The 16,796-nt window shown below is 42.6% G+C and carries 13 protein-coding genes; 9 read left to right on the top strand and 4 right to left on the bottom strand.

Annotation, left to right across the window (positions count from 1 at the left end):
- Window positions 1-232: 232 nt before the first annotated feature.
- Together gpmI and JFC08_RS00150 are read left to right on the top strand one after the other, a co-directional pair.
- On the top strand, window positions 233-1,891 hold the full coding sequence (gene gpmI, locus JFC08_RS00155) for a 2,3-bisphosphoglycerate-independent phosphoglycerate mutase (protein ID WP_198329261.1): 1,659 nt from the start codon (window positions 233-235) through the stop codon (window positions 1,889-1,891).
- 351 nt (window positions 1,892-2,242) lie between these two features.
- On the top strand, window positions 2,243-3,745 hold the full coding sequence (locus tag JFC08_RS00150; RefSeq protein WP_198329260.1) for a S41 family peptidase: 1,503 nt from the start codon (window positions 2,243-2,245) through the stop codon (window positions 3,743-3,745).
- A 78-nt stretch (window positions 3,746-3,823) separates the two neighbouring features.
- Here the strand turns inward: JFC08_RS00150 and JFC08_RS00145 are convergent, their stop codons facing one another.
- The 3 genes from JFC08_RS00145 to JFC08_RS00135 all read right to left on the bottom strand — a co-directional run bounded on the left by JFC08_RS00145 (window position 3,824) and on the right by JFC08_RS00135 (window position 8,262).
- Window positions 3,824-5,539 (bottom strand): sigma-54-dependent transcriptional regulator, encoded by a 1,716-nt coding sequence (locus JFC08_RS00145; RefSeq protein WP_198329259.1) that lies wholly within the window; start codon window positions 5,537-5,539, stop codon window positions 3,824-3,826.
- A gap of 100 nt (window positions 5,540-5,639) precedes the next feature.
- Entirely contained in the window at window positions 5,640-7,433 is a 1,794-nt protein-coding gene (locus JFC08_RS00140; RefSeq protein ID WP_198329258.1) for a sensor histidine kinase, read from the bottom strand.
- Window positions 7,434-7,626: 193 nt separating this feature from the next.
- On the bottom strand, window positions 7,627-8,262 hold the full coding sequence (locus JFC08_RS00135; RefSeq protein WP_198329257.1) for a response regulator: 636 nt from the start codon (window positions 8,260-8,262) through the stop codon (window positions 7,627-7,629).
- A gap of 426 nt (window positions 8,263-8,688) precedes the next feature.
- Here JFC08_RS00135 and JFC08_RS00130 point away from each other — a divergent pair, with 426 nt between their 5' ends.
- Together JFC08_RS00130 and JFC08_RS00125 are read left to right on the top strand one after the other, a co-directional pair.
- A complete protein-coding gene (locus tag JFC08_RS00130; protein ID WP_045451193.1) occupies window positions 8,689-9,777 on the top strand; it encodes a serine hydrolase in 1,089 nt (362 codons plus the stop codon).
- Between the two features lie 171 nt (window positions 9,778-9,948).
- Complete coding sequence (locus JFC08_RS00125; protein ID WP_198329256.1) at window positions 9,949-10,617, top strand: thiamine phosphate synthase; 669 nt, start codon at window positions 9,949-9,951, stop codon at window positions 10,615-10,617.
- Window positions 10,618-10,665: 48 nt separating this feature from the next.
- On the opposite strand, the gene JFC08_RS00120 is transcribed toward JFC08_RS00125, so the two are convergent.
- The gene (locus JFC08_RS00120) at window positions 10,666-10,995 is read right to left on the bottom strand and encodes a TraR/DksA family transcriptional regulator (RefSeq protein ID WP_198329255.1); all 330 of its coding nucleotides are present in this window, start codon (window positions 10,993-10,995) and stop codon (window positions 10,666-10,668) included.
- Between the two features lie 355 nt (window positions 10,996-11,350).
- Here JFC08_RS00120 and JFC08_RS00115 point away from each other — a divergent pair, with 355 nt between their 5' ends.
- The 5 genes from JFC08_RS00115 (at window position 11,351) to ruvB (ending at window position 16,704) form a co-directional block, all read left to right on the top strand.
- Complete coding sequence (locus JFC08_RS00115; protein ID WP_198329254.1) at window positions 11,351-12,565, top strand: phosphoglycerate kinase; 1,215 nt, start codon at window positions 11,351-11,353, stop codon at window positions 12,563-12,565.
- Window positions 12,566-12,824: 259 nt separating this feature from the next.
- A complete protein-coding gene (locus tag JFC08_RS00110) occupies window positions 12,825-13,211 on the top strand; it encodes a hypothetical protein (RefSeq protein WP_045446952.1) in 387 nt (128 codons plus the stop codon).
- A gap of 556 nt (window positions 13,212-13,767) precedes the next feature.
- Window positions 13,768-14,805 (top strand): class II fructose-bisphosphate aldolase, encoded by a 1,038-nt coding sequence (gene fba / locus JFC08_RS00105; protein WP_045446949.1) that lies wholly within the window; start codon window positions 13,768-13,770, stop codon window positions 14,803-14,805.
- Window positions 14,806-14,899: 94 nt separating this feature from the next.
- Window positions 14,900-15,520, top strand: coding sequence for a Holliday junction branch migration protein RuvA (gene ruvA / locus JFC08_RS00100; RefSeq protein WP_198329253.1), 621 nt, complete (start codon window positions 14,900-14,902; stop codon window positions 15,518-15,520).
- 203 nt (window positions 15,521-15,723) lie between these two features.
- Window positions 15,724-16,704, top strand: coding sequence for a Holliday junction branch migration DNA helicase RuvB (ruvB, locus tag JFC08_RS00095; protein ID WP_045447074.1), 981 nt, complete (start codon window positions 15,724-15,726; stop codon window positions 16,702-16,704).
- Window positions 16,705-16,796: the final 92 nt, after the last annotated feature.

Here is a 16,796-nt window from a genome sequence, read left to right as displayed (position 1 = left end):
GCAAGTATGATTTACAGATTGATACGTAGATTTAGAGAGTGGCATTATAGCTATTAAGTTTTAACTGCCTTTTCTACTGTATAGATGTGTTTTAAATAAGTATGCTTTAACGCTTAAGGGTGGACGTAAAATGACGATTTTTCAGCTATTTTAAGATGTGTGTTAATATAGAGGGCTTTAAACATCCTAATATAGCATTATAGGCGTTCATTCACTTGAGGAGCGGTAATCCATGACCAATACCCAGCAACAATCAGCATTTATCGATGATAATCAGGCTCAGCTCAATAGTAAGCAGGATGGCGATCAAAATAAGAAAGTGCCGCATGTCTTAATGATATTAGATGGTTTTGGGCATCGTGAAGACGATAAGGATAATGCGATTGCTGCCGCCAATATGCCAAATTTGGATAGGATTTATCAGCAATATCCGCATGGATTGATATCTGCTTCTGGAGAAGATGTTGGTTTGCCAGATGGGCAGTTTGGCAATTCAGAAGTTGGGCACATGAACTTGGGCGCGGGTCGCGTTCTGTATCAAGATTCGACTCGTATCTCAAGTGAAGTGGCCAATCGTGAATTTTATAAAAACGAAGCCTTAGTCAATGCGGTAAAAGTCGCGAACGAGTTGGGTGGTAACGTCCATATCATGGGTTTGCTGTCAGATGGTGGTGTACATTCGCATCAAGATCACATCGAAGCAATGTGCCACTCGGCGTTAGTGCACGGCGCCAAAAATGTCTTTGTTCATTGTTTTTTAGACGGACGCGACACCCCACCTAAATCGGCGGATAAGTATATTAATCGTCTGCGCGATCATATCAATAAGCTTAATGCTCATTATGAAGGCGGCCGCGTACAGATTGCCAGTATCATTGGGCGCTATTATGCAATGGATCGTGACAATCGTTGGGATCGCGTCCAAAAAGCCTATGAGCTTATCACTGAAGGTAAAGCTGATCGTCTGTCTACGCGTGCAGATGGCGCAGTACAAGCTGCTTATAAGGCACGCGAGACCGATGAGTTTATTAACCCGACCGTAGTCATTGGCCGTGATGAGGTGCCATATACCGTTGATGACAATGACGCGCTTATCTTTATGAATTTCCGTGCTGACCGTGCCCGTGAGCTGGCGCAAGCTTTTGTCTTGCCAGATCATGAGTTTTCAGGGTTTGCCCGTAATAAGCAGCCAAAACTTGCGGCATTTGTGATGTTGACCAAATATTCTGATGTTTTAGCAGACAATCCAAAAACTAGCGTTGCTTATTATCCTACGTCGTTGACCAATACGCTTGGCGAGTATTTGCAAGACAATGGTAAAACTCAGCTGCGTATCGCTGAAACTGAAAAATATGCACATGTGACGTTTTTCTTTAGCGGTGGTCGTGAAGAAGAGTATGAGGGTGAAACACGTATTCTCGTACCCTCTCCAGATGTGGCGACTTATGATCTGAAACCAGAGATGAGTGCGCCTGAAGTGACTGATAAATTAGTGGCTGCCATCGAATCAGGCAAATATGACGTGTTAATTGTCAATTATGCCAATGGTGATATGGTCGGGCATACAGGGATTTTTGATGCGGCTGTAAAAGCAGTAGAGGCGCTAGATGTCTGTGTTGGCCGTATTGAGTCAGCGGTACGCGCTGCTGGCGGTGATATGCTTATCACAGCAGATCATGGCAACTGTGAGCAGATGCAAGATTACGAAAGCGGTCAAGTACATACTCAACATACCACTGAACATGTGCCACTCATTTATGTGGGTGAGAAAAAGCTACAAGTACGTAGTCGTGGTAAGTTGAGCGATGTCGCACCGACTATTTTGGCGCTGATGGATATTGAGCAGCCTGCTGAAATGACGGGCGAAAGCTTACTGGTTCCAGCGTTGTAAGTCAGGCATTTAATACTATTATATTGACAACTTACTAGCGTTGTTAGAAGTAATAGAAAGAGGAGAGATATTTATTGTCTCTCCTTTTTTTGATCTGTTTTTTAAGAGATATTTGGCTGACTTTATTATCTTTAAATGTTTGGATAGTGAGAAAAATAAGGGTAAGCATGATATTTCGCCTGCTAAACAAACTTGACACCGCTACTCATCATTTGATGAAATCATATCAGTTATCGTGAATGTTACTTGCAATACTCTCCTAGTCTTAGACTGGCTCTTGATGCTATCTTATGAGATAAATATTCATCCATATATCTATAAAAATAATTCTATTATTAAACGAGTTCTCTTATGCGTTCTATTTATTTTATGCGCTTACCAGTGACGAAGCGATTGGGCAAACAAGCAATGAAGGTATTCACTGCGCCGACTATTTTTAAACCTGCATTGATGATAGGTCTGCTTGGGCTCAGCACTGCCAGTATGTACGCACAAGCAGCGATGTCACCAGCTAATGCGACCATCAATAATCCCACCGCCAGTCTACAACTGATTAGCTTAAATAACGATGAGATAGCCACAGAAGATGACGCTAATAATTTATCAGATGTCGCTGATATGCTTGAGTCGGCCGACCAAGTTGACGATTCGATAGACAGTGTCGCAGATGAGAGTGCCTTGACCGATGACACGAACGAGATCGATGTCAGTATTCCACCTGAGGTTGCGCAAGTATCATTGAATGCCATTTCTCCAGAAACGCTCAAGACGTTTGTTGCGGTAGTAGATTTGGTACGCCGTGAATATGTAGATGCGGTCAACGATGAAGAGCTGTTCAATAATGCGTTGAGTGGTATGTTGACTAAGCTAGATAGTCATGCTGAATTTTTAGATGCTGAGGCTTATGAAAATCTGCGTGCCTTTACCGAAGGTGATGTGGGTGATGTGGGTATCAAAGTCAATTATCAGCCTACAGATGGCTATTGGGTGATTACAGAGGTTATTGATGCATCGCCTGCAGATAAAAAGGGCATTGCGGTTGGCGATTATTTGCATCAAGTCGGTGATTTCAAGCTTGATGAAGATAAAGAAAGTAACGATATCGAGCAACTTTTGACAGGGATTGCGGGTACGCAAGTAGATGTTATCACCTCAAAAGCTGGTCGCCGCAAACATACCACCACCTTGCAGCGTAATAACAGCCACCCTCAAACGGTCGAGGCAAGTCTCATTGACGGTATCGCTGTTATCAAGTTACCTGCCTTTCAAAATAATAGCCGTGAAAAACTCTTGGAAGGCTTGATAGATCTAGACGCACCTATTACAGGTATCTTGCTCGATATGCGTGATAATCCAGGCGGGGTGCTAACGTCGGCGGTGAGCGTGGCCAGTTTGTTTATGAGCGACACTGATGTGGTACAAGTAAAAGGTCGTCAAAGTGACACGCGTACGCTATCCACTCAAGGTCTGGCGATACTTGAATCATTGCCAGTGGTGGTGCTGCAAAATCGCTATTCGGCGTCAGCGGCAGAGGTGCTGGCCAGTAGCTTACAAGCACAAAAACGTGCCACAATCGTTGGTGAAGTCAGCTATGGTAAAGGATCTGTACAGTCGGTCATCCCACTGAATGATGAGCAGGCTGTCAAACTAACCGTCGCCAACTACATGACAGCGTCAGGCAATAAGATCGATGGAATCGGGGTAGAGCCTGATATGACCTTGTCAGGAAGTGAAAGTACATGGGAGCAGCAAGCGCTTGCTTTACTAAAAACAAAAGCACTTGATTCGGGCATTCGTTTTGTCCGAAAACCTGCCAAAGTCGATAAAGCAGTGGCAGGCAATAGGGTTCAGTAAAGCTCGCTTAAAGATAGGCTATCGCAATATATCAACGTTAAAATATCATCATTTAACGTTATTCAAAAATGGCGAATGCTATGGCTCGAATTGATCCTCAGCTATCTCTAGTTTTTTCATGCGATAGCGTAACGAGCGAAAAGTGGTGCCTAATAGTTCAGCTGCTTGCGTTTTATTCCAAGCCGTTTGTTTTAGCGCGGTAATAATCAACTGTTTTTCTTGTTCTTGTAGGTAGTGCTCTAACCCTTGAGAGGGTAACTGACCATCCTCTAATTTACTTAGAATTGCTTTTTCATCACTTTCTTGCAGAGTAGATCGATTAGTGATAGATTCTTCGTGATTGTGACGGGCTGTATGGTTGGGGTTTTCTGCATGATGGCTTTCTGAACGCTGTATCATAGAAGGGTAGTGCTGAGCGTTAGTACGATAAGGGTGCAAGTTGGTCGTCACTTGCTTGACCTGTGGCGCTATAGTCTCATCCATAGATTGAATGACTTTTTCTCTATTTTCTATCGATTGAGCGACCATTTGGTTGTTTGTTTGACGCTCAGAATGTTGAGTATTATTGACAACCGCTGGCTCACTCTTCTGATCTTGAGAGACTGCGCGGTGATGGGTTATATCAATATCAGGCAAACCCAAGTGGCTGATGTCAATGTGCGGTGTCTCTGCTAGGGTTACTGCACGTTCAAGGACGTTACGCAGTTCACGAACATTGCCCGCAAAGTTATGATCTTGCAAACGTTCGCATGCCTCAACAGTGAGTATCGGTGGGTTCTCTAACTGCCATTCATCAGCAATTAATGCTAAAAAGTGCTTGGCTAATACAGGGATATCATCACGACGTGCATTGAGTGTCGGCAGTTTTAACTCAATCACATTGATACGGTAGTACAAATCTTGTCGAAACGCACCGTCTTGTACCAATTGGTTTAGATTTTTGTGGGTGGCGGACAAGATACGAATATCTACGGGAACCTCTTTGGTATCACCAATGGCTCTCACCGTTTTTTCTTGAATGGCGCGCAGTAGTTTTACCTGCATGGCTAAAGGCAAATCAGCCACTTCGTCTAAAAATAACGTGCCGCCATTGGCTTGCTGAAACAGCCCTTGTTTGTCAGCGACAGCTCCCGTAAAGCTGCCTTTTTTATGACCAAAGAACTCTGACTCCATTAGCTCTGATGGTATTGCTCCACAGTTTACTGGTACAAAGCTACCATCACGGCGTGGGCTTAAATCATGAATCAATCGGGCAACCACTTCTTTACCAGTACCCGAAGCGCCTGACAAAAATACAGGTGCTTGTGAGCGTGCCAATTTTAAAATAGTATTTTTCAGTGGGTGCATCACCGCAGAATCACCAATGAGTCTACTGTCCAGCAGTTTTTGTTCAGGTGAGCATTCGGCTGTGGCTTTTGCTTCATTGTCTTGATGAATAACTTTTAAAGCATTTTCTACCAGTTGACGTAGGCGCGGTAACTCAAGAGGTTTATTCACAAAGTCGAAAGCACCAAGCTTCAATGCCTCAATGGCAAGATCCATACTGCCGTGAGCAGTAATCACGGCAATGGGCGTACTAGAGCTATTGCTAATTTCTTTTACCAACTCTAGTCCTGACCCATCAGGCAGCTTTAAATCGGTCAGGCAAAAATCGTAATCATTGTCTTGCCAGTATGATCTTGCTTGTGACAGAGTATATGCTACATCACTTTTAATGCCCATTTTGGTCAAAGTAATTTGCATCAATCGGCACAGATCCACTTCGTCATCAACGACTAGCGCGGTTGTTGTCATACATCATCTCATCGTATTCAATAGCTATAAAATGGTAAAAACCAAGAGGCCTTAATGGCAAAGTATTCGATATAACGTTAATACTTGGTAACGTTAATATTTATAAAATAGTGGTATTAACATTATATTCAGTTTTATTTACATAAGTATCAGCGCCAATAGCAGGTGCTATCAAGCGAAAACAGGTTTTTTCATGTTCAGGAATATAAAGCAAGCGAGTTTGGTTGGCCTCACAAAAAGCTTGTGATAAATACAGTCCTAAGCCTGTCCCTGCTTGGTCTGTCGTAAAAAATGGATTAAATAAATGTTCTAAGTCTTTGGTGCTAACCCCACGACCAGCATCCAAGATATCAATTATAACATCGTTATCCGCACAATAAATCTCGATTTCCACATAGGCATGAGGGTGGGCGAAGCTACTGTAGCGCAAGCCATTGTTAATCAAATTGATTAAGACCTGTTCTAGTTGATGTGTGTCGAATGATATGGTCGGTTGTGTTTTTACGTGTAGAAAAATATCGTGTCCTTGAAAGTAGTTCTCTAAAAATGTTGGCATCCAGTCTGCCAATATAATCGCCTGCTGGTTTGCAGTTTGCTGGCGAGACAATTTTAGTACATCTTCGATAATGCGATTCACGCGTTTTGTTTGTGAAAATATCATTTGATAAAGCTCATGATTCGCTGCCATATCATCATTTGAGATAGTCGCCGTTATCGTATTATTTGCTGTATCGACTTCTAGATTGGCTTCTATAACATCTTCCATTAATAATTGGCTGGCTTGTGATATCGCTGCCAAAGGATTCCTTATTTCATGGGCGATGCTCGCCGTCAATTGCCCTAAAGAAGCCAGTTTTAATTGTTGGGCACTGGCTTGCTCGCGGCGTAAGTCCTCTAACATTATCAGTTTGCTGTCATCCTTTAATGGAATGATTTGTACGCGCAGTTTACCAAATATGGAAGCGTTTGCGACTGCAGGCAAATCATAAATAAAGGTGCGTGATTGGCCTGCCGCTACTGACAAACAGGCTTTAAATAGCTGCGTATGTTGTTGACCAAGCTGCTGCTGAAAGTTAGATAAGAGTGCACTGCGAGTATTGTTTCGAGTATCTTTTGTATCAATAGAGGTGTTATGCAATGATGCGGAAGGGGTCGGCGAAAGGCTAAGTAAGTGGTGAGCGGCAAGGTTTGCTAAAACGATATGCTGTTTATCGATGACGATGACACCATTAACCATTTGCGTGATGACTTCTTGGTTGATGACGTTTAATCGTTCAACTTCTTTAGCGTGACTCGCTGCTACTTTTTCAAGTTGTACCAAACGCTGTGAGATGGACCAGCTCAAACCACCAACCGCCAAAAAGCTGGCTGACATGAGCAATGCGTCCCCTAAATTTGTTAAGCTCATGCTATTGGCAATGGCATAAAAGAATTGCTGATAAATGACAAAAATAATAGCGAGTAAGGTAATAATTAAGGCTTGTGAGCCGTGTAGCAACATAAAACTCGCTGCGACGACCACCATATATAGCATGGTCAACTGTAAATCAGGCGCACCCGCTGTATATAGCAATAAGCTTAATATAATGACGTCTAATACTAAACCAAAGGCCAACTGCCGCCGCATTTGCTGATTAACGGCATAAAACAAGCCAAGTAAAATAAGGCTAAGCAGGAAATAAAAGCTAAGCGTTGTTTGTTGTAAAAAGCTTGGTAGAGAGAGGCTGTTGTCAGAGTGAGCGGTGATATACACCATCAGGAAAGAAAACAGACTAACAGCAAAGCGGTAACTGCTATAAATAAGCCCTAACCTGCGCAATTGAGGTAGAGATAGCGTGTCATCACGATGCAAATAGTGAGTAACAGCAGAGACGATATTAGTAGCAGGCTTCATAGATTGACCGCAATAAGGGAACAGTTGCTAGGGCGTGTCCTCATTTTAAAAATAGAGATAAAATGAGATAAATTACAATCAAGCAAGGAAGATATCGCCATTAATATCAGGATATTTGACGATACTTGATAAAATTTAGCCATTTTCAGCCCATGTAGGTCCATCAATTGAATTGAGGACACGCCCTAATGAGTTAGGGCTGAATTAGACCATGACGAATGGCCAAATGTGTTAACTTCACATCGCTATCAACCCCAACTTTTTCATAAATACGATAGCGGTAAGTGTTGATGGTTTTGACACTCACAAATAGTTGGTCAGCGATTTGCTGCGGGCTTTGACAGTTAACTACCATCATTGCCACCTGTTTTTCGCGATCACTCAGTAAGTCAAAAGGTGAGTTGGCATTATCTGACAGCAAAACATCAGCCAGTTGCTCAGCGACATCTTGGCTAAAATAACGACCACCTTGATAGATTTTTTTGACAGCGCGAATCATCTCATCGAGCGGCGTGCCCTTCGTGATATAGCCATTGACCCCCGCTTTGATAAGCATAGAAGGGTAAGGCTGCGCTGACATACTGCTGACGGCCAATATTTTGATACCTATATCCAGCTGAATTAAGCGTTTGGTTGCTTCAAGCCCACCAATATTAGGCATATTGACATCAAGCAAAACCACATCAGGGCGCAATTGTTTGGCCAATTTGATGGCCATGTCACCGCTGTCCGCTTCGCCGATTACTTCGATATCGATACTATCTGACAACATGCGGCTAATACCCATTCTCACCAAATCATGATCATCTACTACCAGTACTTTAATCATAACGATACTCTTTGTTGTTTGTCAGAATGAAGGCTTTTATTGACGCTAAATGACAAAAAATAAAATCATTAGAGTCGTTTTTTTAGTTTTTGAAAAAATAAAATATTGCTAATCTTTTAGATAGATACCATTGTTTAATATAACAAAAAACGAATAATTGCAGTGTTCAAAGTTAAGATATATTGCTGAAATGTGAGTCAATGTTTCTGTAATATAAAGTGGTTGTAGTAAAATTTGAATTACACCAAAATAAATTATTAAATCAGCTTGATACATTAAACTTAAATGCAAACCATGATACACTAAAAATACAAAAACTCTATACGAGTACTTATAAACCCATTCATAAACGCTACGTACGTTGTTGCTATTGGTTAGTATGTAACTGATTCTCTAATTAACAGCATCGTGACAGCAGGAGGCATAATGAAGCAACTACCATTAACCAAACAGCAATTAATCGCTGCTATGATTTCATTGAGTTTGGGCAGTGTTGCACAAGCCGCACTTACTATTAATGGTAGCGCTGACACTAGCTCTAGTGCTCGCATGAGTTGGGGCGGTGCTGATAGTTTATCTGAAGCACGCAATATTATGTATAAATCCAAAGGCTCAGCTATCAAGAAAGTTGATAGTGGCAATGGTACGACCAGTATCACTAACGCCAATAGCTTCGGTAGTAGTAATAACAGTTACAATAGCAGTAATAGCTATAATACAACGTATCGTGGCTCATTTGGTAGCAGTAACATGATACCGATCAGCACTGATTCGCGTAGTGTCGCGGTCATCGATGCTGAAACGGGCGAATCTATTTATGAAAAAGATGCTGACATTGCGCGTCCAATGGCCAGTATCTCTAAAGTGATGACGGCCATGGTCGTATTGGATGCTGGTCTCGATATGCGTGAAGAGCTCACACTCGATCCAGAAGATTTCGTCGGTCCTAAGCGAGCCAGCTCTAACCTTAAATCAGGTGATCGTTTGAATCGTGCTGAGATGTTGCTCATGGCATTGATGAAATCAGAAAATCCAGCAGCAAAGAGTTTAGCGCGTAATTATCCAGGTGGCTATACTGCCTTTATACGTGCCATGAATCGCAAAGCTCAAGATCTGGGTATGACCACTGCTTTCTTTGGTGATCCAACGGGTCTTGATAAGCGCAACGTCGCTTCATCAAACGACTTGGTTAAAATGGTTCGCGCGGCGGGTAACTATGACGTGATTCGTCGTTTCTCGACCACCAAGAGTTATGACTTTTATGTGTCTAACTACTCAAGTGGTAACCGTACTTATAAAGCCAATAACACCAGTAGCTTGGTTCGTGCCGGTGATTATCCAATTGGTATCTCAAAAACAGGTTTCATCAATGAAGCTGGTCGTTGTGTGGTAATGGAAACACGTGTGAATAACCGCCCAGCAATTATCGTCATCTTAGGAGCGAACAGCTCAGCCACACGTTGGGGTGATGCCAAAAATATTCTAAACAGTTTAGCGACACGCCGCACGGTATAACTTTACTGTTTTAGCATTTATAAAAAGGCTGTTATTCGATATAACAGCCTTTTTATTGTGTTGAATTTAAGGTATGTCTTTAATTTAATCAATGGACTTTTACATGGGCTAAAAATTTATCTTATTTTTATCTCCATTTTTAAAATGAGGACACACTCTAGGAAAAATAACATGACTCAAATATCGACTGTTATATCAGTGCCAAAGCTATATTTACTGACCAATGACGATGAGTTTGCGCTGCTGTATCGCAAATTAGAAGCAGCACTAGCAACAGGATTCATTGCGCTGTTACAAATTCGTCGCAAGCAGATATTGGCGCTACCTGATGGTGAGTCTCGTCTATACGAAGAGGCTAGACAAATAGTTGAGTTGGCGAAAGCGTACAGCGTACCAGTCGTCATCAATGACAATATTAAACTGGCTGCCAAGCTCGGCGTTGGTGTGCATTTGGGTCAACAAGATGGCGAAGTTGCCGATGCTAAGCACGAACTACAACCAAACCAAGTGATCGGACGCACTTGTCATGGCAAGATAGAACTGGTTGAAGAAGCAAAAAATGAGGGCGTAAGCTATGCCGCTATGGGTGCGATTTTTACCTCAAATACAAAACCTAACGCCAATATTATCACGCGCCAGCAGCTTATAGATGGCTGTCAGCAAAATATAGCGATATGTGTCATAGGTGGCTTGACGGCAGAAAATGTCACCGAACTGGCAGGTTTGCCCATTACTTACGTGGCGGTCGTTGGGGATATTATGGATTTACCTGTGGATCAAATCGCGATGCGCTGTAAACAATGGCAGCAGGCATTCTCTCAATGGAAAATGCCTACTTGATCACTAGAACTTTGATTTGGAATGGCTGTCTTAGAGTAAAATGAGTCGTTATTCAGCGTGTTCCATACATAGGGTAGCGTAAGGCAGAGCTTGTAAGCGCTGTTCTTCAATTTGCTCACCGCAGACTTCACATTTACCATAAGTCCCGTTTTCAATACGGCTTAGTGCATTTTCGACATAGATCAAACTTTGACGGGCTTCACCCATCAAATTTGTACGCATGTCGTTTTGACGATAAGAGATGGCTTGGTCTTCCCAATGCTCATTGAGGTCGTCTTGCGGGTTTTGGATATGATCTTCGATTTTATCGATACGAGTCTCATATTCTTCTTTAAGTGTTAGTAGGTTTTGTTTGGCGGCTTGAAGGTCGATACTCATTGGGTTCTCCTAATGGGTTATTTTTATTGTAGGTATTATTTATTATCAGTGCTAATAGCATCTTAAACAGCCTTATTACTAAGTGCCACCACGAAATGTTACTGATTTTTATTAAAATTCAGCCATTTGTCTTATTTTTATCCCCATTTTCAAAATGAGGATACGCCCGAGTAAAATTTAATAGTGCGTTCTTTATGAGCACTTGCTAGAAAACTGCTAGAATACACCGCCTCAAATTCTTGCTTGGTTACTTTTATAAAGCCACAGACAAGAGCAGCCGATTTGATAAATATTTTCAGCAATGAGTAAAAAGCCAACCGATAGATTAACAAGAGATAATGCATAGGAGCAGGTAATGAATTTTTTGCGTATGAGTGAGCTGAGCTTAACGGATAAAGTGGTGTTGATTCGTGAAGATCTCAATGTGCCTATTAAAAACGGTAAAGTCGCCAGTGATGCACGCCTGCAAGCCAGTTTGCCTACGATTAAGATGGCGTTAGAAAAAGGCGCGGCCGTTATAGTTTGTTCACATTTAGGTCGTCCGGCTGAAGGCAGTCCTGAGTCGATATATTCGCTAGCACCAGTTGCTGAGTATTTAAGCGATAAATTAGCCACACAACTTTCAAAGCCCGTTAGCTTAAACAATGACTACCTTACTGAAGGCGTGGCAATTAAAGCAGGCGAGGTCGTGCTATTAGAAAACGTGCGCTTTAATCAGGGCGAAAAGAAAAACGATGCGGATTTAGCACAGAAGTACGCTGACTTATGCGATGTATTCGTGATGGATGCATTTGGCACCGCACATCGTGCGCAGGCCTCAACAGAAGGCGTTACCCAAGCTATGCATCGAGCAGGAAAAACAGCTTGTGCAGGACCTTTATTGGCGGCTGAGCTTGATGCGTTAAGCTTGGCACTTGAGACCCCAGCACAGCCAATGTTGGCAATCGTTGGTGGTTCAAAAGTATCGACAAAGCTAGAAGTGCTGCACAGTTTGTCTGAATTATGCTCGCAGATTATCGTTGGTGGCGGTATTGCAAATACATTCCTAGCCGCGCAAGGTCATAGCGTTGGTGCGTCACTGTATGAAGCGGACTTGGTTAAGACAGCTCGTGACATTATGACTAAGACTGAGATTTTATTACCTGAATATGTTGTCGTTGCTGATAAAAATGAGATTGATTTTTCTGACTTCACAGGCTCATTACAACAAGCCACTGCGACCATCAAATCTGTCGATGCGATTGGCGAAAATGACATGATATTGGACATCGCTCCAGAAAGTGCCAAGCAATTAGCGGATGCTATTATCAACGCAAAAACCATTTTATGGAATGGTCCGGTCGGTGTTTTTGAAGTCGATGCTTTTGGTCAGGGCACACAAATCATAGCAAATGCCGTTAAAAACAGCGAAGGATTTTCGATCGCTGGTGGTGGTGATACGCTTGCTGCAATTGATAAATATCAAGTGGCAGATGGCGTTAGCTACATGTCAACAGGGGGTGGCGCATTTTTAGAGTTTGTAGAAGGCAAAGTATTGCCTGCGGTTGCTGCTCTACAGATTGATGCGTAACGCTTTAACGATATTTAGCAGATGAGTAACATTAGCCGTACAATTTAGCCTCACCATCTCATGTACGCTGTATCAATAATATTTTGGCTACTATTCTTATGTTACTGTTTTAAGAGAAATAAGAGTCAGTGGCCACTCATTATTATTAAGTAGTAATTATTTGTTTCTATACTGAAAATTATGATTGCATGTCTAATTTGCACTCTATAAAATAGCGCAAATCATGTATTTGACATGCTTTATTTATGAGGGATTTATTATGTTAAAACGCCATTTATTACTTGCTAGCGTACTTGCTGGTACTTTTGCAATCACTGCATGTAGCCAACAAACAGAAGAGAACGCCGAAGCTGCTGTTGAGTCTGCTGGTGATGATGTTGCCGCTAATGCTGATACTGCCGCTGCTGAAACAGAAGCCGCCGCTGCTGAAGCTGAAGTTGCTGCACAAAATGCTGGTACTGAAGTTGCCGAAGGCGCTGAAACTGCCGGTGTTGCTGCTACAGATGCACTAAAAAACACTGGTGAAGCAGTTGTGGTAGGCGCAAATGAAGCCGTTGCCAAAACTGCTGAAGTGGTTGCCGATGGCGCATCTGCTGTTGAGAATAAAGCCAGTGAAAACGCAGTAGAAGCAGAACAACAGTACTAATCATCAATACATAAGCAACTGAACCTAAGCCATTGAGCTATTAATTTATCGATTGATGAATAGCTTATTAAGCTGTTGGTTGCAGATATTGATTGCTGTATAAGCCCTCAAAATATTTAAAAAGCTTTGGTGATAGCCAAGGCTTTTTTGTATTTAAAATCATAATCTAGAGGTTAGGGTGTGTCCTCATTTTTAGCCCATTTAAATATCCATTGATTGAATTGAGGGTAGGCCTTAGTCAGTCAAAAATATGGTGCACAAGGTTTATCCATTTTTTTCAATTAGCTGCGTATCATATGGAACTTATCAAATTGTTTTATGAAACTCGCTATCATTCTGTTTTATGAATCAAGCAAAGAAAGAAATAGTCGGTTAACCGCTACGAAGCGCTGGCAATTTTTGCTATAATCACGGCGTAATAATTACGATCAAAAAACACCGGTTTTTTGCTGGTCTGACTATTATCAGGCTAGGGTTTTAGGGCAATTGTTGCAACATCGTATTTTTAAGAATGATTTCTTAATATCATATTCAAAATTTAATCAGAGAGCGTCTTATGGCTTTAATATCGTTACGTCAACTTCTAGATCATGCCGCCGAAAATAACTACGGTGTCCCTGCTTACAATGTTAATAATTTAGAGCAGATGCGTGCAATCATGATGGCAGCCGACGCCTGTGATTCTCCTGTTATCGTACAGGCTAGTGCTGGTGCACGCAGTTATGCAGGCTCTGCATTTTTGCGTCATCTGATTATTGCTGCTATCGAAGAATGGCCACATATTCCAGTCGTTATGCATCAAGATCACGGTATGTCACCAGCGATTTGCCAACGCTCAATTCAGCTTGGTTTTTCATCAGTGATGATGGACGGCTCGCTCGGTGAAGATGGTAAAACGCCAATGGATTATGATTACAATGCCAGCGTGACTCGCGAAGTTGTCAAGATGGCACACGCGTGCGGCGTCTCTGTAGAAGGTGAAATTGGTTGCTTAGGTAGCCTTGAGACCGGTATGGCTGGTGAAGAAGACGGCTCTGGCGCAGAAGGCGTCTTAGATCACGAGCAGCTATTGACTAGTGCTGATGAAGCAGAACAGTTCGTTAAAGACACCAACGTCGATGCGTTAGCCATTGCTATCGGTACCAGTCATGGTGCGTATAAATTCACCCGTCCACCGACAGGCGACATTCTATCGATTGAGCGCGTAAAAGAGATTCATGCGCGTATTCCTAACACGCATTTGGTCATGCATGGCTCGTCATCAGTGCCGCAAGAGTGGCTAAAAGTTATCAATGAAAATGGTGGCAACATCGGTGAGACTTATGGTGTACCGGTTGAGCAAATCGTTGAAGCGATTAAGCATGGTGTGCGTAAGGTAAATATCGATACCGATTTGCGTTTGGCATCAACGGGCGCTATTCGTAAATTCCTTGCAGAAAACCCTAGCGAATTTGATCCGCGTAAATACTTCAAAGCCTCTATGGTTGCAATGTCAGATATCTGTACCAATCGTTTTGAAGCCTTTGGCTCAGCTGGGCAAGCGCATAAAATTCGTCCAATCAGCCTTGAAGGTATGGTCGATTTTTATAAATAAGCGTTGCCAACAAGATATGCTTATTTAATAGCATTTATAATTAAATAGCAGCTCAGTTTATTTTTTATATCAGCTCTAATAGAGGTAGTGGATTATGATTGGATTGATTAGTGGTCAAGTGCAGTATTTGATGGCACCGACTGCCTGTGTCATGACTACCTCTGGTGTCGGCTACGAAATAGAGCTGCCGCTACCGTCATTTTGCCAGTTGCGTCTCAATGAGCAGGCGAGCATTTGGACGCACTTTCATGTACGTGAAGATGCGCAACTGCTTTATGGTTTTATCGATCGCAAAGAGCGTGATGTCTTTCGGCAATTGATTAAAATCAATGGTGTTGGCGCAAAAATGGCGTTAGCAATGCTATCTGCGATGTCAGCTGCTGAGCTAAAGATGCATGTCGAGCAAGAGTCAGAGATGGCATTAACCCGTATTCCGGGTATCGGTAAAAAAACAGCGCAGCGCTTATTGATTGAGCTAAAAGATAAGCTGAAAAATATCGAAGTCGATAGCAGTCATTTAGAGTTTGCCATGCAACCTGCTGAGGTGTCTCACGAGGGCAGCATCATCGCTGAGGTAGAAGGCGCGTTGATTAGCTTGGGCTATAAAGAAAGAGAGGCACAGCAAGCGATTAAAGCCGCTAAGAGTAATGGTAATACCTTTGCCGATACGCAAGGTTTACTAAAAGCCACATTGCAACAGTTGTCAGGATTTTGATTCATTCAGCTCACTATTATTAATAAGTATCAATAACTCTTAAACAGATAAGCGACATTCATTGTCGCTTATTTTCGTTTTAGGCTGTGCTTTATTTGGTAGCTGCTTTATGATGTTTTGCATGACTTATACGTAGCGTTTGGTTATGCTATTTACTACCTATTCTTTAAAAATAATGATTTAATATAATGATAAAACCTATGATACAAGATCGTTTGATTAATCCATTCGAAGGGGCAGGCGATGCGCCTGATTCTAATATTCGACCGGCATTATTGGCTGAATACATTGGTCAGCCAGTGGTACGTGAGCAGATGGAGGTATTTATTGGCGCAGCGCGTGGTCGGGGTGAGGCATTAGATCATACTTTGATTTTTGGTCCGCCTGGTCTTGGAAAAACGACGCTTGCCAATATTATTGCTCGTGAAATGGGTGGTAACTTGCGTTCTACCTCAGGACCTGTGCTTGAGCGTCCCGGTGATTTGGCAGCCATGTTGACCAATCTAGAAGAGGGTGATGTGCTATTTATCGACGAAATTCATCGATTGAGTTCCGTTATTGAAGAAATACTTTATCCCGCCATGGAAGACTTTCAGCTGGATATTATGATTGGTGAAGGGCCTGCGGCACGCTCTATCAAGCTTGATTTACCGCCGTTTACCTTAGTCGCGGCAACCACGCGAGCAGGATTATTGACCTCACCATTGCGTGATCGTTTCGGCATTGTGCAGCGGCTCGAATTTTATAATATTGCTGATTTGACCACGATTGTGAGTCGTGCCGCCCGTTTGATGCGTGTACCGATGAGTGAAGATGGCGCGGTGGAGATTGCTCGTCGCGCGCGTGGTACGCCAAGGATTGCCAATCGTTTATTACGCCGTGTACGCGATTACGCTGAAGTGAGAGGCGACGGTAGCATCAATGGCGCGATTGCGGGCAGTGCGCTCGATATGCTGGCAGTTGATAGACGTGGTCTTGATCATTTGGACAGACGTTATATTGAGATATTGCACGAACGTTTTGATGGTGGTCCAGCTGGCGTTGAAGCGGTAGCAGCAGCAATGGCTGAAGATCGCGGTACGCTTGAGGATGTGATTGAGCCATATCTTATCCAGCAAGGCTATGTATTACGCACCGCTCGTGGACGCGTACTGACCCAAATGGCGATTGACCAGATGTTATGAAATTAGTCTAAAAAATACCACTACGTTTAATACTCTAGTTAAACGTAGTGGTATTTTTTAGGCTTTGATCTCTTATAAGCACCATTCGACAG

Origin of the sequence: Psychrobacter cibarius, from assembly GCF_016107535.1 — a bacterium.
GTDB classification, from domain to species: domain Bacteria; phylum Pseudomonadota; class Gammaproteobacteria; order Pseudomonadales; family Moraxellaceae; genus Psychrobacter; species Psychrobacter cibarius.
Note: the sequence above shows the minus strand (reverse complement) of the source record. Positions and strands in the feature narration are given on the sequence as shown.